The organism is Pseudoduganella dura (assembly GCF_009727155.1).
Lineage (GTDB): Bacteria > Pseudomonadota > Gammaproteobacteria > Burkholderiales > Burkholderiaceae_D > Rugamonas > Rugamonas dura.
Window position 1 is genome coordinate 683,467 of record NZ_WNWM01000002.1, and the last position, 19,170, is coordinate 702,636.

The following is a 19,170-nucleotide window of genomic DNA, read 5'->3' on the forward strand; positions in this document are numbered from 1 at the left end:
CACGCCCGCCGCGCGACGGGCCCTGGCAGCAAGAGCCGATGCCGCGGTCAGCGGCGGCGGACTAAGCGGCGCGTGGCCATCAGCAGCAGCATGCCCGTGCCCAGCATGGCCAGCGAACCCGGCTCGGGCACGGCGGTCACCGTGGCGAAGGCACCGTCGGCGCCGACGGCGGTGCCGGCACCCGGCTGCAGGTCGAACGTGACAAGGTCGCCCGTGCCGGCCAGGTAGCCGAACTGCTCGTCGAGCAACGCGACCACCAGCGACGTTCCCGCGCCTGCCGGTGCTACGTCGAACGCCACGTCGAACGCCAGCAGGCCGCCCAATTGCAGCCACTGGCCGTATTCGTTCCAGCCGCTGCCGTTACCGATCGCCAGCGCCGAAGCGAGGCTGCCGGAAACGTCGCCATCGGCCAGGGTGGCGCCGCCGGTGTCGCCGGTAAAGCCGCTGAAGCCAGTGAGCGTGGCGCGCGCCGGGCCGGCGTTGGCCAGGCCTGTGAACAGGAAGTCCAGCCAGCCATGCCTGCCGGCCAGCGACGTGGTGTCGAGGGTGACGTGGTAGACCGGGCCGGCCAGCGCGTTGCCGGTGCCGGCGGCCAGTGCCAGCAGCATGGCCAATCGAAGTACGAAGGATTTCAGCATCGTCTTGCCTTACAGGATGGCGGCGAACAGTTTCGGCGTGTAGCCGATGCTGACCCGCTGGGGATTGAGGAAAGTGGTCGTCACGGTGGCCGTCTCGCCCGGCGCCAGGGCCGCCACGGGCAGTGCCACGATCGGCGCCCCGCCCTGCGCGCCGCTCTCGTTATCGAGCACCACGCCGCTGCTCAGGTAGTCCAGCCGCAGGAACAGCGTGCCGGCGATTGCCGTGTCCGACGTGTTGGTCAGGGTGACGGTGCCGCGCTGCTTCTGCGTGGCGCGGTCCAGCACCAGGCCCGATTGCACGATGCGCACGCTGGCCGTCAGGTCGCTGTAGGCGGGCACCGGCGCCGTGCCTTCGTAGGCACCGAGATCCGGCGCCGCACCTTCGAATGCCAGGCCGACATCGATGCCGGCATCGACCAGGTCGGTACCGGCGGCCAGGCGGCCGTGCGGCAGCGGCGGCAGGCCGCCGTCCGGCAGGCGCGGGGCGTCCCAGCCGGTGGTCGACACGCTCTGGAAATCGGCCGCCGTCACGGTGACGGGCAGGTTCCAGCTGTTGTGCGTGCTGTCCGTGCCGGCCACGTTGGCGGCCGCGGTGGTGCCGCCGTAGGCCAGGTTGTTGCGGGCGATGCCCAGGTTGACGTCCGTGTTGTCCGGCGCCACGCCCAGCAGGTTGAAGCCGGTGCGGTTGCCGATGGCCGTGTTGCTGGTGAACTCGGTGGCCACCGGATGGTGGTTGGCGTAGAAACCGTTGACCTTGTTGGCGATCGATACATTGAAGCGCGTGACATGCACCGGCGCATCGGCTTCCCAGAGGCCGGAGAAGCCGCCGATCTTGAAGCCGTTGCCGTTGCCGGCCGGGATCGGCGTGGCGGTACCGGGCAGGTAGCCATGCGACCAGGCCCACGAATGCTCGATGGTCACGGGCGAGTGGGCATTGATGGTGTCGAAGCCGTCGTCCGTGTTGGACCACGCGCGGCAGCCGCGGAATACGTTGCCCGGCTCGTTGGCGGCGATGTGCGCGCCGAAGCCGTCGGCATTCTGGCCGGCGCTGCTCTTGCTGTACGGGTCGTAGTTGTGGTGCGAATCCGTGTTCAGCACCAGGTTGTGGCTGCCGCGCGAGATGAACAGCCCCGGCCCCATGTGGTGGTGGGTGTCGAGCTGCTCGAAGATGTTGCGGCTGCCGCGGATCCACAGGCCCCACGATTCGTTGTTGAGCGTGTTGCCCGGCTGCTGCGGCGCGCCCGTGATCTCCAGCCCTTTCAGGTGCAGCCAGCTGGCCGTCACGTTGAAGGCCTTGACCCGGCAATCGTCCTTCAATCGGGAAAAGTCGAACTTCGGCTTTTCGCCCGGATAGGCCCAGTAGCGGATCGGCGCGCCGTCCTGGCCGCTCTTGTTGAGCGTGATGACATTGACCACGTCGGTGCGCGTGGCGCAGCTGTTAATGCCCGCCGTGTACACGTAATCGCCGCCGCGGAAATAGACGGTGTCGCCTGGTAGCGCTATCGACTGGGCCTTCGCGAAGCTTTTCCATGGTGCCGTCAAGGACCCCGCTGCGCCATCGTTGCCGTTCGGTGCCACGTAATAGACCGCCGCCGCCGCATGCGACGACACCCCAGCCGCCAGGAGTGCAATACTCTGCCAACCTTTCATTGATACTCCGATGTGTTGTAGTTTGAGGGAGGTACGCGGCCGTTGCCGGTGGGTAGGCCGCTGTGGAAAGCCGGCAAATATTATCTGCTCGGCAAGCCATTTGCTGCGCTATTTGGTGATGTCGATAGACGGCCAGCGCATGAGGCGCTGGCCATGCGGGTTTGCGGGCGATACAGGGCCGAGATACAGGTCAGAGATACAGGGCAGGCCGCTTCCTGTTATCGTCTTGCGATGACAGAACACATCCACTTCTACGAACCACGTGCCGGCCATGGCCTGCCGCATGATCCCTTCAATGCCATTGTCGGCCCGCGGCCGATCGGCTGGATCTCGTCGCGCGACGGCGCCGGCACGCTCAATCTCGCGCCGTACAGTTTTTTCAATGCCTTCAACTACACGCCGCCGATCGTCGGCTTTGCCAGCATCGGCCACAAGGACACGGTCAGGAATGTCGAACAGACCGGCGAATTCGTGTGGAACCTCGCCACGCGCCCCCTGGCCGAAGCGATGAACCAGACCTGCGCGGCGGTGCCGCCCGCGGTCGACGAATTCCAGCTGGCAGGCCTGACACCGCTGGCATCGCGCCTGGTGTCCGTTCCCCGTGTAGCGGAAAGCCCGGTGGCATTCGAGTGCAGGGTCACGCAGATCGTGCAGCTGGAAGGCGCCGATGGCGCCAGGGTGCCGACCTGGCTGGTACTTGGCGAAGTGGTGGGCGTGCACATCGCGCACGCCTTGTTGAAGAACGGCGTCTACGATACGGCGTCGGCGGGCCATATCCTGCGCGGTGGCGGCCCCGCCGATTATTTCGAGATCGTGCCGTCGCAGCTGTTCAGGATGCACCGGCCGCAGTGACAGATCGCGCAAATCCTTCGCCCGGGCGGAGCTCGACCGCCGCTTCAAGCCCAGCCTGGCGAGGTGATGCGTGTCGAAATCGCTTCGACCCCGATGCCGTCGACAATTTCCGCTGGTGCGGGCTGGCGGCTATACTGGCTGCCTGTCCCGCCCAACTCCCCCTGACATGCGTGTGCAATCCCTGAACGGCATTACCCTGGAATCCCTGCTCACCCGGCTGGTCGAGCACTATGGCTGGCCCCAGCTGGCTCGCCGCATCGACATCAACTGCTTTCGAAGCGACCCGAGCGTGAAGTCCAGCCTCAAGTTCCTGCGCCGCACGCCATGGGCACGCACGGAGGTGGAAGCGTTGTTCCTGGATACCGACTTTCCCGACTGACGGGGATGACCCGGTTCAGCACGGCCACTCCCGGCCGGACAGCGGCAAGCCGGCCTATTCCAGCAGGTAGGCATCGTACACGACAGCGGCACCGAGGCGCATCGCCGCCCCCACGCCGATGGCGCGATTGAGCCACGCATAGCGCGGATCGGCCGTTTCAAAACTCATGGTCAGGCGAAACGTGTATTTGGCCGGATCGACCAGATTGCCCTTGGCCACTTCCGCCATCACGTCGGCCGGGCCGTAGCGAAAACCCTTGGTCTGAAGGTAGATCAGCGCCCCGTCGCCGGTCTTGAGCAGGTAACGGGTGTCGATGATGGCAACCCCCTGCGCAGTCACCACCTGCCAGTCCGCCCCGTTGTTGAGGATGGTGCCCTTCAGGCGTGCACCGTCGAAGCTGCCGCTGGTGATCGGAATGATGCGGCGGCGTCCCAGATCGCTGGTCGCGCCCAGCTCCCAGATCGGCGCCTCCAGGTTCACGCTGAATCGCGCGAGATGTTCCAGCTTCGGTTTCGGCGGTTCGAAGACTGCCTTCTCCGCGGCGCGCGCCGTGCCGGATTCCGCGGCCAGTGCCGACAGCACGAGGGCGATGCCCAGGCATTTTTTCATGTCTCCTCCATTTTTATCGAATCGCCGGACTGTACGGGTTCGGTCGCGGCCTGCGTTGTCGAGAACGCCGGCCATCCGGCTCGCCGACCCGGACAGGGATAGTGGAAATATCAGGATACCTGATATTAGATCACTATACAACGCATCGCCCGATAACAGCTGCCGATGCCGGCGTGGAGGTCTGCGCGTGCGGAAAGACGGCGCCATTCCGCCACGGCGGCCACGGTCGGCCACCGGAATCGGCATGGGATGCCGATGAAGCGGGCCGATGTCGTCACCGGCTGCATGTCACCGGTGAGCGCCCCCCGCTTTGCCGCCGCTGGCATGCCGGATTACTGCAGGCCCTCCGGTTGCGGCTGCACATCGAAGGCGTGACGCGGCTTGCCGAGGTTGCCGAGAAGTCCGGCCGCGCGCGCCAGGGCCAGCGCCGACGTGGCTTTTCCAGGCGTGATTTGCCAGGCTCGCGACCCGTCCGCGCCGGCCGATGCCTGCAGGCCGAGCACGTTGTCCGGATTCCGCGTCAAGCTGGCGACACGGTCGATATCGCCGTGCGATGCACAGGTCATCACGATTGCGCCGGGCCTGACGACTTCGTGAAGCCGGCGCAGCACCGTCTCCTCGCCACCCGTGCCGGCACACAGCGCATCGATGATCACATCGCAGTCTTTCAGGTGATGCAGATTGACGGTGCCCGCCAGCAGCGCCACGCGCCGGTCCCGCTGGGCTGCCGTCAGACGGCCCGCGGCAAACGCCTCGTGGTACGTCGAGCGCATCGCCGCAGTGGCCTTGTCGAGGCCATCCTGCGCAAGGTCGAACAAGGTAACGGGAATATCGGCATCCAGCAGGCTCCGCGCGATGTCCATGCTGGTCGCGGTGCTGCCCATGATGCCGACGCGCCTGGCGGGCGGGGTGGCGTGCGCAGCCAGACCAGTGGCATTGGCCTCTTTGGGTGCAAGAGGCAACGCCGATGCCTGCGGTTCCCGGTGCTGGCTTTGCCCGTCATGGCGCCACGATGGGTGCTTGCCGGGTTCGCCGGCAACGACTTCTTGCAGGGTGCCGCGTGCGGTTCTTGCGTTGGAATGGAGATCGCTTTGGTATTGGGTCATGTAATGCTCCTTGAGATGAACTGAATGCTGTTGCGTTGCGCTTGTACTCGCTCGCGCCACATGCTGGATTCATCATAAGAGCTGCCGCATCGCCAATAACGATGTATGGAACCCAATGGATGAGCTATTTTTCGCACTAAAATCAATACCTTGTCCACTCCATTCCGTTATGTGAAATACAGTATTGCGCATTGATAAATTTCATAAGGAATTTCGTTGTCGGGATTTCAGCATGTGAAATCACGTTTGAACGCCTGAAAAGATGCGCCCTTCCTGTCATGCAGGTGGTCCTGCCCTGCACTGTCTGTCATATGCAGCGTTGCGTCGTGTTAGGAACGAAGGATCGGCAAACCGCTGGCGTCACTATTTACAGATTGCTTAGAGCAGCAAAATGCGCGGTTTTGCAGTGAGCCGCTGGATTTGCAACGCGCAGCCAGCCGTTTCGCCTTGACCACAGTGTTGCGTTTTCAAAAAAATTTCTCGTCATCGTTACAAGCGGGCGACCGGCTTCATCCGCCCTGTCCGATTTGGCCTGTGCCAGCGTCATGTGATCGTACGAGGCAACCGTTGACGCCCAAGCCGCTGCCTGTGGCGCCTCTGTCGTAAATCGCCAACCAAAAAAGAAATTCTCTTGTGACACAGTAAATATCAAGAAGCAATGTAGTAACATCGGCTGACACGCAGTTTTGTGTTCGTTTTGCATAGGTTCCTGAAATAACTGCAATGTTTTATTTTCTTCATCAACCACTACCTGCCTCGCCAAGCCCTGCCTTGCTCAAGGTCGCACGAATGCAAAGCCGTTTGCTTTCTGCAGTTCTTTCGAGTGCTTCGCCGCCGCTGTCATGATCGAGCCCGCAACGATTCAGCCAGACGCCGGTGTTCCCGTTGGCACAGACATCTTCCGCACAGTTGTTCCGAACAGCGACGGAAGGATCGACATCTCCCATGCCAGGCTGGACGGCGGCATTGAGGGCCCGACCGAGGCCGAACAAACCGTCAATGGCATAGTGCATGTCCAGAATGCGGACAGCGCGTTTGGAAAGACGCGCCGATGAAAGCCCTGCTCCCAAGGGTACGGCCAGCGCCCAATCCAGCAATTGCAGGCGGCAGTTCGAAAAGAAAACCATGCACGGACTTCGCCAGGATGCCTTGATGGCACAGAGGGTGGAGACTGGATTGATATTCATGGAGATGCTCGGCATCGACGACGCCCTCGCCTATTGGCGAACATCGGAAGTTTCCGAGGCCATCATCGACCGTCTGATCAATGGCAATACGGACTGCAAAACGCCCGTCCAGCAGAGTTCCGCGCCGAGTTCGCAAGACCCCCCGCTGGATGGGCGGATCAGTCTGTTCTACAGCAATACGGGCCGACGCCGGGACGTGATCGGCGCAGCCGTCGTGCAAGCTGCTCTCGCTGTCTTCCAGGAACTCGGTCGTGAGCGTGCCGAACAGATGCTGCGCCGCGAGGGTCTCAGCGAGACCGTCATCACCAGGGTACTGGCACCTCACGGCGAAGGACGACGCAGCGCGTGAGCTGCACCCCGGTCGAGGCAATCGGAGGAAATACCCACTTCAGCAATACCGATATGCCAGGTCACGCGGCCTTTTAAACGGATATGCAAGCGCTCGAAGGCATGTGTGCTAAAGCGATCATGTTGGCCACAATTCGATGTACTGCATGTGCTTTGCATACAACGAACAGGAATTGAACCGCTAAAAGAAAACCCATCTATTGCCGCAGGGATTCACGACAACCATAATTTCCGCTCGTCAATTTAATTAAGATCAAACCATGACAACTGCGCGCGGCATGCGGATCGGACATAAGCTGGCACTGGGCTTCGGAACACTCGTTGCGCTGATGATCGTGCTGGCGACATTTTCCCTGTTGCGCCTCAACGCCCTGGAGCGGGCGGTCACCGCACAGAACCAGGTGATGGATCGCAAGCTTCGGCCGCTCTACGATGCGCGCGAAGCACTTGCGCAAACCGGCCTTGCGGCGCGCAACGCCTATATCTTCACGGCGCAGGCCGATGCCATGCGCGAGCTGGACATTCTCGATCGCGAAAAGAACCTGTATCTCGAAGCGTTGACGCTGATGACACCGTCATTCGGCAGCGACGAGCGCTTCGTCAAGGTGCGCGCCGGCCTGCTTGCCATGGCCGACGAACTCAAGCGGCCACGCCAGTACCGCGCCGGCGGACAGATGGCGGAATACGGCCAGTTCCTCGTGAACGAATGCAGTCCGCTACGCCGGCGCATCGTCGCCGACATCGATGTGCTCGTGAAAGCGGTGCAAGCGGAATCCGACAATGCCAGCGCCGCCGCGTCGAGCGTCTATCGCAGCGCATTCATCAACATCGTTCTGCAGGCGGCGTTCACCCTGGCCGTATGCGTGGCCATCGCGGTCTTCATCACGCGCAGCCTGCTGCGCCAGCTGGGCGGCGAACCCGGCTACGCCGTGGTCGTGGCCGGCCGCATTGCCAGCGGCCAGCTGGCGGTGGACGTAAAGACGCGCGGGCCGGACGGCAGCCTGCTGCATGCCATCAGGGCGATGCGTGACAGCCTTGCAGGCATTGTCAGCAAGGTGCGCGCGGGAACCGACCATATCGCCAGTGCTTCGGTCCAGATCGCCATCGGCAACAGCGAGTTGTCCGAACGCACCGAGCGTCAGTCCGCATCCTTGCGAAAGGTAGCGGCAGCCATGGACGATCTGACCGAAGCGGTGCGCCATAACGCGGACAACGCGCAGCGCGCCGATGCACTCGCCCTGGAGGCCACAGAGGTATCGGAACAGGGTGGCCAGGTGGTCGCGCGGGTGGTGCAGACGATGGATACGATCCGTGCATCCTCGGCCAAGATCACGGACATCATTGGCGTCATCGACGGCATCGCCTTCCAGACCAATATTCTGGCGCTGAACGCCGCGGTGGAAGCGGCGCGCGCGGGCGAACAGGGCCGCGGCTTCGCTGTCGTCGCATCGGAAGTGCGCACGCTGGCGCAGCGCAGCGCATCGGCGGCAAAAGAGATCAAGGCACTGATCGACACATCGTCGGGCACGGTCGAAGCCGGCGCCGCGCTGGTCGGGGAAGCAGGGCATACGATGCAGCAGGTAATCGCCAGCGTCAATCGCGTCCAGCAGATCATGACGGAAATCAGTACGGCCAGTGGCGCGCAGCGCGCCGGTATCGAGGAAGTGAACCGGTCCATCGTCGACATCGACAACACCACGCAGCAAAACACCGCCCTGGTCGAGGAAGCAGCCGCCGCTGCCCAGGCACTGCAGGACGAGGCTGCGGCCCTTGCCGCCGTGGTCAGCATCTTCGGGCTGGCTTCGACTGACCGGCGGTAACGGCCCGCCACGCGCAAAATCGGCAAGGCAAGTCCTGCTCCACCCGGATCGCGTTGCGTGCCGGGCGGAAGATCACCAACGGACAGCCGGCATCACGTGCGCGGCCGCACGAGATGCCGGGCTTTCAGTGAGCAGGCATGGTATCCGGAAGACCACGTGTCCAGCCTCCGTGAAAGGATCGACTCGGACTTCAATTATTCAGCGGCATGCATCGACCGCGGCGCCTGGCGTTTTTCTACACATGCTGAACGACACCCGCCAGTGGCTGGCGGGACTTGCGCGGCCAGTGAGTCACATGAATCACTGCATCTTCATGCAGCGGCGGCCGGGACTGTCGCTTGAAACGCTGCGCATCAATGCATTGCCGATGCCGGCGCCGATTGCCCTGTTTGTCGTATCGGCGGTCATGTCTACAGCCATACCACTAAACCCTGCTAAATACCGCGTCACATCTGCCCCGACATTGCCACGTATCACGCTTCCTCGTACATTGGGTCGTGCCGCATTTTCCAACACCATGCAAAGCGTTCTGGCAACCGTCCGGGCACTGTCCCCGGAGTACTGGGGTGATACATGATATTTCGTACCGCACTGCGCACCCGATGCTTCGCATTGGCAGTATTGGCGATATCGTCGCCGACGGCATCTGCCGGCACTCCGCCAGGCGCCGGCGCCATGCCACAGTCCTGCACCGTAAATGGCAAGGCGTGGCCAATATGCGCCCATGCCGATAGCTGGGGTTTCGAGCAGGGTCGATACTGCATCGCGCGCAGTTTCTGCCCGGCCAGCCGGAGCGGCCTGCCCACCGGCGCCGGACGTGCCGCGCCGGTCGATGCGCAGGCCGACCGCGCCACCCGCGCCACTTTCAGCTACCTGCGCAGCATCTGGGGCATTGCCATCCTCGCCGGACAATCCGACCTGACGTGGAAGGACGCGATCGACATGACGGAACGGGTGCATGCCGATACAGGCAAGTATCCGGCACTGATGGGCTACGATTTCATGAACTACGGGATGACCGGCAACGATGCCGACGGTTTGCGCCAGACCGACGAGGCGATCGCCTGGGCCAGGCGGGGCGGCCTGGTCGAATTCAGCTGGCACTGGCGCGATCCTGCTCTGCTCCGCACGCCACTGGTCAACAAGGCGAACTTCTACGCGCGCGAGGCCGACGCGCGCAAAAACACCCCTTTCACGATCCCAGTCTCCCAAGGGACGCTCGATAGAACGAGCCCGGCATTCCGGCAGCTCGACGACGGAATCGACCTGGTCGCGGGGGAGCTGAAAAAACTTGCCGCCGCTGGGGTGACCGTCCTGTGGCGACCATTGCACGAAGCATCCGGTAACCATGGCGACGGCTGGTTCTGGTGGGGCCGCACCCGCGCCGACGGCGTGCCCCAGGCGTACGCGAACATCATGCTGTGGCGCCACATGTTCGACCGGCTGGTCAACATGCATGGCATCCACAACCTGATCTGGGTGTGGAACGGGCAGGATCCAGCCTGGTATCCTGGCGACGACGTCGTCGACATCATCAGCTACGACATCTACGACACCAGCGACGACAAGACGTACGGATCGCAGGTGAAGACGTACCTGAAAGCGCGTGTGACCACGGCCGATCACAAGCCCGTAGCGCTCAGCGAAAACAGCTACATTCCCGATCCCGACAGGATCGCGGCCGACGGCGCATGGTGGCTGTGGTTCATGACATGGAACGACCGCGACACGCCCGCCGGTGTCACCGCCCCGGAAAATTTCTGGACCGGCGAGTACTACAACACAGCTGCGCACAAGCGAAAGGTCTACCACCATCCTCGGGTAATCACGCTGGATCGCGTGCCGCGACTGAACGCGCCCCGTTGAGCGGGGCCGTCCCCCGACACGGTGAGCGTCGCGCCAGCGCATGCTTGAATGGATCGCGAATGATTGCGAACAGGCCCGTTTCGAAGGCGCTGGCACGGCTGGGGCAAGATCAGGTCACGCCCGTTAAACAGTCAGAATCTTGAGTAAGATTATCGAGGATGAGCAGCATAATCCTTTTAATGCAACACTCTTCACATTGGCAAACACGGCGACCACAGGGCACTTCATCGCGGAACAGAAGCGATGCCTTGTCGATGGTTCCCATCCCACACCGCATCAAAAATCGAATCCGACCAGACCACATATGAACCGCAGTTCAGCGATCCTCGTTGCGGCCGTTTTTTCCCTCAGCGCATGCGGCCCTGTCAAGACCTCACCGACGCAACCTGCGCACGGGCAGTTCACCCCTTCCGCAATCACGGAAACCATGCGCAAGGTCGCCGATTGGCAGATTGGCAGCTGGTCGACCAATGGCTTCGCGAAACCGAAGTACAACTGGACCTACTGCGCAGCCTATACGGGCATCTTCCAGGCCGGCCTGGCGACGGGAGACGGCAAGTACCACGACTTCCTGCGCAAGGTTGGCGCCGATCTGCAATGGCGCACCGGCAAACGTCGCTACTTTGCGGACGACTACTGCGTCGGCCAGGTGTTCTCGCAGCTCTACGCGCAGGACCGCCAGCCTGAGATGATCGCACCCTGGCGCACACTCGCCGATGAAATCGTCGGCAAGCCAAACAACGAGTCGCTGTCGCTGGCCACGCACGACATCATTGAGCGCGAATGGGCCTGGTGCGATGCGCTGTTCATGGGGCCTACCTCGCTCGCTTACCTGAGTACGGTTACCGGCGATCGAAAATACCTCGACACGGCGCTCAAGCTATGGTGGAAGACCAGCGATTTCCTGTACAGCCCCGAGGAACGACTGTACTTTCGCGACGAAAGCTACTTTGACAAACGAGAGAAAAACGGCAAGAAGGTATTCTGGTCGCGCGGGAATGGCTGGGTCATGGCCGGCATGGTACGGGTACTGTCCAATATGCCCCCCGATCATCCCGACCGTGCACGGCTCCTGGCGCAATACCGCGCCATGGCGGCGCGTATTGCCGGCCTGCAGACGGCGGACGGCACATGGCACGCTTCGCTGCTCGATCCGGGCAGCTTCCCGACCAGGGAAACCAGCGGCACGGCGTTCTACACCTATGCAATCCTGTGGGGATTGAACAGCGGCATGCTGGACCGCGCCACATACTGGCCTGTCGTCGAGAGAGCCTGGCCAGCGCTGGCAAGCGCAGTGCAGCCGGACGGCAAGCTGGGCTACGTGCAGCCAGTGGGCGCCGCACCGGACAAGGTCGATGCGAACAGCACGGAAACCTATGGGCCAGGTGCATTCCTGCTGGCGGGCTCCGAGCTGCTCGAATACATCAAACGGTAAAAGTCGGTGCCGCCGACAACACCGTTGCGGCAAGTCGCACGCGGCACGCGAACGTGGCAGTGGTCGTCTCATCGACGTCCACTGCCCTGGCGTCCGCGATCGGTATTGCCTTTCTCGACCCATATCCGGGATTGCGCCTCACCTGCGCCCACTGACGGCCACGCACTGGCGTTCCGCTTGACCGGGAAGTGAGTTTCAGGTCGCCCCCTTCGTCCCCGCATTTGACACCGCTACCACGACAGGCTACCTTGTTTGCGCTAACAAAAAATGTTTGCCAATGGTAGCGAACATCAAGCGTTGAGGAGACTCCGTGATCACATGGCCAAGCCCGAAAATTAAAACTGTTGCGACCGCTTCCGAGGCGAAACGACCGCGGATCTTCAACCTTTCGCGGCTCATCCAGTGGCTTGCGGCGATCGCATGCCTCCTGACTGCGGCATCGGCCCATGCGCTGGGCACCGGGCGGTTCGTCCAACTGGAAGGGAGCGATGGCGTTGTCGTTGCGGCGGCTGGCCGCGCGGCGCCATTGCTGGTTTCGCCCGGCGATTTCCCCGGCGTGCTGCGAGCGGCACGCGATTTGCAGCGCGATATCGGCAAGGTCAGCGGCGCCACGCCGGCATGGCGCACGGATGCCGTCTCCATGGCCGGCGACGTCATCATCGCCGGCACCCTGGGCCGGCACCCGGTAATCGACCGCCTGGCCAAGGAAGGAAAAATCGATACGGCAAACCTCGCAGGGCAATGGGAAGGCTTCCTGATCCAGGCTGTGCCGGATCCGATGCCTGGTGTGAAGCGCGCGCTGGTCATCGCGGGCAGCGACAAACGCGGCACGATCTATGGGCTGTACACGCTGTCCGAGCAGATCGGCGTCTCGCCATGGCACTGGTGGGCCGACGTGCCGATTCCCCGCCACCGTTCGCTGACAGTTCCCCTCGCCACGCGCGTGACGGAAAAACCCGTCGTGCAGTACCGCGGCATTTTCCTGAACGACGAGGCACCCGCGCTTACCAACTGGGCGAAGGAACGCTTCGGCGGCTTCAACCGGCAGTTCTACGAGAAACTGTTCGAGCTGATGCTGCGCATGCGGGCGAATTACCTCTGGCCCGCGATGTGGTATTCATCGTTCAATGACGACGACAAGGGCAACGGCGAACTGGCGGACATGATGGGCATCGTCATGGGCACGTCGCACCACGAGCCGATGATGCGCGCACAGCAGGAGTGGCACCGTTATGGCAAAGGCCCCTGGGACTACCAGCGCAATGGCGATACGCTGCGCGAATTCTGGGCCGGCGGCCTGCGCAATACGCGCAACTACGAAAGCGTCATTACGATGGCCATGCGCGGCGACGGCGACGAACCGATGTCCGAAAGCGCGAACGTGGGACTGCTCGAACGCATCGTCTCGGACCAGCGCGACCTGATCCGGAAAGAATGGCAGCGCGAGCCGGAAACGGTACCCCAACTGTGGGCGCTGTACAAGGAAGTACAGGACTATTACGAGAAAGGCATGCGCGTCCCCGACGACATGCTGCTGCTCTGGTGCGACGACAACTGGGGCAATATCCGCCGGCTGCCGACGGCCGAGGAGCGCAAGCGCCGCGGCGGCGCCGGCGTCTACTATCACTTCGACTACGTCGGCGTGCCCCGTTCCTACAAGTGGCTGAACGTGACGCAAATCGGCAAGGTGTGGGAGCAGATGAACCTGGCCAACGAATATGGCGCCAACCGGATGTGGATCGTCAACGTGGGCGACCTGAAGCCGATGGAAGTGCCGACCGAGTTCTTCCTTGCCTACGCATGGGATCCGGCGTCCTGGCCTGCCGAACGCCTTCCCGACTACCTCCGACAGTGGGCCGCCCGCGAATTCGGCGAACGCCACGCACACGAAATAGCCGCCATCGTCGACAAATACACCCGCTACAACGCCCGCCGCCGGCCTGAACAGCTGGCGCCGGATACCTACAGCCTGGTCAACTACGACGAGGCCGAACGCGTGGTTGCCGACTACACCGCGCTGGCAGACGAAGCGCAGCGCATCGGAATGACACTGCCCAAGGCCATGCGCGACGCCTATTTCCAGCTCGTCGAGTATCCGGTGCGGGCCTCGGCCAATGCCGTGGACCTGTACGTATCCGCCGGCCGCAACCAGCTCTACGCGCGCCAGGGACGGGTCAGCACGAACGACATGGCGGCGCGGGTACGCCGGCTGTTCGGGCACGATGCCGAACTGGCACGCCAGTACCATGGCATCAGCAACGGCAAGTGGAATCATATGATGTCGCAGACGCGTTTCGGCTACACGAACTGGGACCAGCCCTACCGCGACGTGATGCCGGCGGTGTCCGAGCTGCGCATTCCCGGGCCGGGCCAGCTGGCCGCGCCAAACGGCATCCACCCCTCAGACCGGATGGGTGTCGCGGTCGACGGCAACCCGGTCGCATGGCCCGTCTTCCCGATCCGCCAGCTGATCCTGCCGGCGCTAGACCGGTACGAACGCAAGCCCCGCCACATCGACCTGTTCAACCGGAGCAGCGCGCCGTTCGACTACACGATCACCGCCAGCCAGCCGTGGCTGAAGATCAGTCACTCGGCCGGCCGGGTGGCCAGGGACCGGCGCGTTGCCATCGATGTGGACTGGAACGCGGTGCCGGTCGGCATAACGGAGACCGAGCTTACGGTACACGGCCCGGACAAGGCCAAAGTCGTCGTCAAGGTGCCGGTGCATGCGCGTACGGATACCGTGGAGGGGCACGTCGAAACCGGCGGCGTGATCGCCATCGAGGCCGAGCACTATACCCGCGCCCTGGCACCGGCCGGCAGACGGTGGCAGACGATCCCCGGCTACGGCCGGACGCTGTCCGGCGTCACGACGATGCCCGGCGCGGCACCGGCCCTCACTGTGCAGGATGGCATGCGGCTCGAGTACGACGTGCACCTGTTCAGCGCAGGCGAGGTGAAACTGCATGCGGTCCTGTCGCCGACGCTGAAGTTCCAGCCCGGTAGCGGGTTCCGTTACGCGGTGTCGATCGACGACGGTCCGCCACAGGAAGTGAACGTGCATGCCGACGGGTCGGAAGACTACTGGCGCCGCATCGTTTCGGACGGCGTGGCGAAGTTCGTCACGACGCACAGGATCGACCAGCCCGGCAAGCACACGCTGAAGTTCTGGGCGCTCGATCCCGGCCTGGTATTGCAGCGGCTCGTCGTCGACGCAGGAGGAATGCAGCCGAGTTACCTGGGGCCGCCGGAAAGTCCGCGGATCGTTCGCCGCCCGGAATGATGTCGGCACTGGTGACGCCCGGCGCTGCGGAGTGGCTATCGCGCCCAGCCCTGGTCCTGATGAAGAATACCCATCAATGAATCTCGTGAAGATCGGACCGGACGTCCCGCGTCACGTGGCGGCATCCACCAGGCCTGCTTCGCCCGTCGTCGTGCCCGGCCGCCCCCATGCGCTGGCGAAGTCATGGCGTTGCCCGCCGCAGCGTGACCGGCCCGAGCAATCCGGAGGGCAGCAGCGTATCCCCGGCACTGTACGGATTGAACGTTGCCCATGACACGCGTTCCTCCGGCGCGAGCCCGGCATCGGCGATCAGCCGATTCGCCCACAGGTTCGTGACGCGGATTTCCAGCCGATTGGTGCCGCGCTGCAGATGGCGGGCAACGTCGCAGGCGTAGGGAGGACGCCACAGCGTGGCGGCAAGCGTGCCGTTGACGAGCACCGTTGCCGCCACTTCGACCTGGCCCAGGTCGAGCCATACCGGGCCCTCCGGCAACCGCGGCAGCGTGATCTGCTTGTGGTAGCTTGCCGTGCCCGAATAATGCCGTGCACCATGCGATGCCAGCGCGGTCCAGGAGACAAGGGCAGGCAGGAGCAGTCGTGCGGGGCCGCCCCATGCCGGGTCGAAGCGCAGTTGCCACGGCCCGGCAAGCGTGCGCCATATGCCGAGGTCGCTGACCAGGGGCATTGGCCCGCCCGCCGCGGTGGGACTCGCGCCGAAGACGACGAATGCGGAACCATGCCGCTCCAGCCGCAGGGCTACCAGCGTGCCGGGTCCTGCAGGCCGTGCGTCCGGCAGCGTCCACCGGCGTCCCGTGTCGGGATCCCAGACCTGTGCCACCGATCCGCCATGCCGGAACAGCGCGTCGAAGGCGAGCGGCCGGTCGAGGTGGTTGGCGACGAAGTAGATATGCATGTCGCCCGCATGGCGGTGAATGTGCAGCACATCGCGCCGCTCCAGGCCGACGGCTTCGAAATCCTTGCCGATGCCGAATGCCGCCAGGATGGCGTCCGGTTGATCGCCCCATGCCACCACGCCCGCGCCCACGCTGCGCATACCGTGCCTGGACTGTGGGCCGGGTCCCCACAGTTCATCGGCGATCGCGGCCAGATCGGCCTGCAACGGGTGCTCCGCGAAACCGGGCGTTCGCCGCCACCGGACCGGTGCAATGATGCGGACGCCCTGCCGCACCAGGCCCAGCACGTGCCGCGCCACGGCCAGCGTTACCGCATCGCCACCAGCGAGCACCAGGACCGGATAGCGCATTCCACCCGGCGTGGCCAGTTCGCCACGGTCGGCGCGGGCGCGCAGCAACTCCTCGTCGCCGCACACGTCATAGTCGTAGCCGGACGGCGGAGCCGGCCGCATGCGCGCGGTGGCGATCTTCAGTGGCGTATCGCTGCCCAGGTGGTACAGCAGGTCGACGACGGGACGGCCCTGGCGCAGCATGAACGACGCGCGGCCCAGCATGTGCCAGAATCCCGCGCCCTGTTCCCACCAGGTGTTGTGGCGCTGGTACGGCAGGAAGAACTTGTCTTCCGTAACACCCGGCTTGCGGCGGTCGTCGTAGGGCTGGTGATTCCCTGCCAGGACCACGATGCGGTTCACGCCGTTGACGAAGGCCGCATCGGCGAAGGGCTTCAGCATCGCGGGATGGACGTGCGCCGGGCTGCCCGTGAAAGCTTCGGCGGCGACGATGTTCCTGCCATACAGGTGCGCTGCGCTGGCCGCCTCGCGGCAATCCATCGTGCCTTCGGGCTGGCCTTCGCCGCCGAACCGGTTGACCCAGAACTCGCCCATCGGCACGTCGACCCGCCCCTTGGCCTGGATGTTATCGCTTGGCATGCAGGTGGCGATGCCGGGCGCCTGCGCCGTCACCGCCATGCCGTTGGCATTGGCAAGCGCCGTGAAGGCGCCGAAATGTTCGTCGCTCAGCAGGTCGGCGATCGTACGCCGGATGTCGAACAATACCCGGTCGCTCAGGTCGGCGCTGCCGATCGGAATGCCGGCCATCAGCGGCAGCCAGCACCGCAGGTCGTAGCCTCGCCGCTTCGCGAACTGGGCGAGGAAATCCGGCGTCCAGTTCTGCGAGCCGTATTCCGCGCTGTCGATGCCGATGCCCTCGACGCGTGCCCCCGGGACCTGGCGAACTGCGGCCAGGATCGGTGCCACATAATGATCGAACTGCACCCGTGCCGCCTGCGCGCTCAATTTGTCGCATTCGAGTCCCGCCGGGCCGGGCGCGGCGTGCTTGACGCGCACGCCCGTGGGTGTGTGCCCCAGCCGCAGGATGATCCACCGGCCGGGCGGCGGCGTCCACGCCAGCGAGCGATCGGTGCCAAGCCGCCCCGTCAGGTCGACAATCGCGCCTGGGTCCACGACCTCGCCCGGGCCATAGGGCGGCGTGCGATCGGGATCGGCAAAATCGGCGAAGTTGCCCGACTTGCTTTCCCAGCGGTCGATCCGCGCCGATCCGCGCAAGGTCACGCTGCCAATCAACAGGTCGCCGTCGCTGCCGGCGAGCGCACGCGGCCACCCGTGGAGCGTCAGGCGGAAATACCGCGCAGTTACGGCCGCGAACGACACGGTGAGCGTGTCCCAGCGGTCGTGCTGGTATCCCATGGCCCGCAGTTCGACCACGTCGCGCCAGTCGGCACCGTCGTCGCTGGCCTGCAGAGTGCCGAGGGACGGGAGCGGGCGCATGCCTTGCCCCAGCGCGTCCGGCCCCCATCGGCCCGGCACCTGCGTCGCGATCACCGGGGCCTTCAGCACCTTGCGCTGTGCATAGCTCAGGCTGCGCACCGTGACCTGTGTGCCATAGTCGAGCTCGACGAGCACGGGGGCGTTGTCCGGCTGCGGCGCGATGCGCACCTTGCGACGGCCCGCATCCTGCGCGAACAGCAGGTCGAGGTCGATGCCGGGGCTGTTGGACGTGCGGATGGGAATCGGCAACGGGTCGGTTCCGGCCGGGGCCGGGTAAGCCAGGCAGGCCACATCACGGTAGTAATCGAGCACCGTCTCCGGCTGCGCCAGCCGGTGCGACGTGCCGCTCGTCACCAACGTTTCGGAGAACACCAGCCGCTGCATGCCGAGATCGGGCGTGATCCACGGACCGCCGGCGACGTAGCCATTGCCGACATTGATTTCCAGCGCGAGTCCGAGGCGGGCGCATTCGGCGGCCGCATGGCGCACCCGTGCCAGCCATTGCGGCGTCAGGCTCGCCAGTGAGTCGGCAGCAGCCCTGAACACTTGCTCGTAGAGGACGACGCCACCAAAGCCGACGCGGCGATATGATTCGAGATCGCGGGTGATGCCCTCATCCGTCGTGGTTGATTCGCCCCAGAACCACCAAATGCGTGGACGGGCGTCCATCGGCGCTTCGGCAAAACCTGGCGAAATGGTGTCATGGGAATGGTCCGCCTGGCGGCCCGATGGACGCGGTCCAACGGCGCATGCCGGTACGAAGGCGAGTGCCACGGAGGCGCCGCTACCGGCAAGGAAGTCACGGCGTGTCACTAATCTGCGCAAGTCCATACGCACCATCTCCTCGTTCGTCAGGCACTGAACCGCTCAATATACCCGGCGAGCTCGACAGCGATCCGACCACGATACAGATTCTCAGTGCTTTGATTGTCTCATCAGCTGAATTGAGTTGCTCCAGCTCTCAAGGGGACCCAAGTAGCGTGAGCCAGCCGAACTGGCTTGACTGCCCTTGGTTGATAGCAGGAATCATCATATAAGGATCATGTCGATTTGATCCGACAGTACGGCCGTCAATATGCAGCTGGGCACCGCGACTGGGTGGCAGGAACCTGTTGCAAGATTCAGCGGCGGGTAACGGCAGTATTGGTTGGCAAAATGCCGAAGACGTTGGTATCGTTTTTATCTCGATATTGATCGTTCATGCAAGCGGGAAATCCTACCCGCCTTTCTACCCACCTTTCATGCGTGAGTAATGGCGGAGTCAGCCGGACAATGCTGGACAGTGGATCGAGCCTT

The 19,170-nt window shown here is 63.9% G+C and carries 15 protein-coding genes; 8 read left to right on the forward strand and 7 right to left on the reverse strand.

The features are described from left to right. Nucleotides 1–47 precede the first annotated feature (47 nt). Nucleotides 48–638 carry an NF038129 family PEP-CTERM protein gene (locus tag GJV26_RS03155; protein ID WP_155707557.1) on the reverse strand — a complete coding sequence of 197 codons (591 nt, stop codon included), beginning with the start codon at nucleotides 636–638 and terminating at the stop codon, nucleotides 48–50. A gap of 9 nt (nucleotides 639–647) precedes the next feature. Further along, complete coding sequence (locus tag GJV26_RS03160; protein ID WP_155707558.1) at nucleotides 648–2,288, reverse strand: right-handed parallel beta-helix repeat-containing protein; 1,641 nt, start codon at nucleotides 2,286–2,288, stop codon at nucleotides 648–650. A 231-nt stretch (nucleotides 2,289–2,519) separates the two neighbouring features. Between GJV26_RS03160 and GJV26_RS03165 the strand changes: the two genes are divergently transcribed. Both GJV26_RS03165 and GJV26_RS03170 read left to right on the forward strand, forming a co-directional pair. Further along, nucleotides 2,520–3,140 (forward strand): flavin reductase family protein, encoded by a 621-nt coding sequence (locus GJV26_RS03165; protein ID WP_155707559.1) that lies wholly within the window; start codon nucleotides 2,520–2,522, stop codon nucleotides 3,138–3,140. A gap of 166 nt (nucleotides 3,141–3,306) precedes the next feature. After that, a complete protein-coding gene (locus GJV26_RS03170) occupies nucleotides 3,307–3,519 on the forward strand; it encodes a VF530 family protein (protein WP_155707560.1) in 213 nt (70 codons plus the stop codon). A gap of 54 nt (nucleotides 3,520–3,573) precedes the next feature. Here GJV26_RS03170 and GJV26_RS03175 read toward each other — a convergent pair whose 3' ends face one another. The 4 genes from GJV26_RS03175 to GJV26_RS03190 form a co-directional block, all read right to left on the reverse strand. Further along, nucleotides 3,574–4,128 carry a DUF3237 domain-containing protein gene (locus GJV26_RS03175; protein WP_155707561.1) on the reverse strand — a complete coding sequence of 185 codons (555 nt, stop codon included), beginning with the start codon at nucleotides 4,126–4,128 and terminating at the stop codon, nucleotides 3,574–3,576. Between the two features lie 332 nt (nucleotides 4,129–4,460). After that, nucleotides 4,461–5,234 (reverse strand): 3-hydroxyacyl-CoA dehydrogenase NAD-binding domain-containing protein, encoded by a 774-nt coding sequence (locus GJV26_RS03180; RefSeq protein WP_155707562.1) that lies wholly within the window; start codon nucleotides 5,232–5,234, stop codon nucleotides 4,461–4,463. A gap of 367 nt (nucleotides 5,235–5,601) precedes the next feature. Further along, the gene (locus GJV26_RS03185) at nucleotides 5,602–5,982 is read right to left on the reverse strand and encodes a hypothetical protein (RefSeq protein ID WP_155707563.1); all 381 of its coding nucleotides are present in this window, start codon (nucleotides 5,980–5,982) and stop codon (nucleotides 5,602–5,604) included. After that, the gene (locus GJV26_RS03190; protein ID WP_155707564.1) at nucleotides 5,975–6,421 is read right to left on the reverse strand and encodes a hypothetical protein; all 447 of its coding nucleotides are present in this window, start codon (nucleotides 6,419–6,421) and stop codon (nucleotides 5,975–5,977) included. Before GJV26_RS03190 ends, GJV26_RS03185 begins: the two co-directional genes overlap by 8 nt. Here GJV26_RS03190 and GJV26_RS03195 point away from each other — a divergent pair. The 6 genes from GJV26_RS03195 to GJV26_RS03220 all read left to right on the forward strand — a co-directional run bounded on the left by GJV26_RS03195 (nucleotide 6,420) and on the right by GJV26_RS03220 (nucleotide 15,173). Continuing rightward, nucleotides 6,420–6,770: a hypothetical protein gene (locus GJV26_RS03195; protein ID WP_155707565.1), complete on the forward strand. Its 351-nt coding sequence runs from the start codon at nucleotides 6,420–6,422 to the stop codon at nucleotides 6,768–6,770. The two genes, GJV26_RS03190 and GJV26_RS03195, sit on opposite strands and share 2 nt — an antisense overlap. A 259-nt stretch (nucleotides 6,771–7,029) precedes the next feature. Then, a complete protein-coding gene (locus GJV26_RS03200) occupies nucleotides 7,030–8,589 on the forward strand; it encodes a methyl-accepting chemotaxis protein (protein ID WP_155707566.1) in 1,560 nt (519 codons plus the stop codon). Between the two features lie 241 nt (nucleotides 8,590–8,830). Next, nucleotides 8,831–9,166, forward strand: coding sequence for a hypothetical protein (locus tag GJV26_RS03205; protein ID WP_155707567.1), 336 nt, complete (start codon nucleotides 8,831–8,833; stop codon nucleotides 9,164–9,166). After that, nucleotides 9,163–10,455 (forward strand): glycosyl hydrolase, encoded by a 1,293-nt coding sequence (locus GJV26_RS03210; RefSeq protein ID WP_155707568.1) that lies wholly within the window; start codon nucleotides 9,163–9,165, stop codon nucleotides 10,453–10,455. Before GJV26_RS03205 ends, GJV26_RS03210 begins: the two co-directional genes overlap by 4 nt. A gap of 139 nt (nucleotides 10,456–10,594) precedes the next feature. Further along, the gene (locus GJV26_RS03215; protein ID WP_216643105.1) at nucleotides 10,595–11,890 is read left to right on the forward strand and encodes a glycoside hydrolase family 88/105 protein; all 1,296 of its coding nucleotides are present in this window, start codon (nucleotides 10,595–10,597) and stop codon (nucleotides 11,888–11,890) included. 526 nt (nucleotides 11,891–12,416) lie between these two features. Beyond that, a complete protein-coding gene (locus tag GJV26_RS03220; RefSeq protein ID WP_229419154.1) occupies nucleotides 12,417–15,173 on the forward strand; it encodes a glycosyl hydrolase 115 family protein in 2,757 nt (918 codons plus the stop codon). 181 nt (nucleotides 15,174–15,354) lie between these two features. Here the strand turns inward: GJV26_RS03220 and GJV26_RS03225 are convergent, their stop codons facing one another. Beyond that, nucleotides 15,355–18,543 (reverse strand): glycosyl hydrolase, encoded by a 3,189-nt coding sequence (locus GJV26_RS03225; protein ID WP_173346127.1) that lies wholly within the window; start codon nucleotides 18,541–18,543, stop codon nucleotides 15,355–15,357. Between the last annotated feature and the right edge of the window lie 627 nt (nucleotides 18,544–19,170).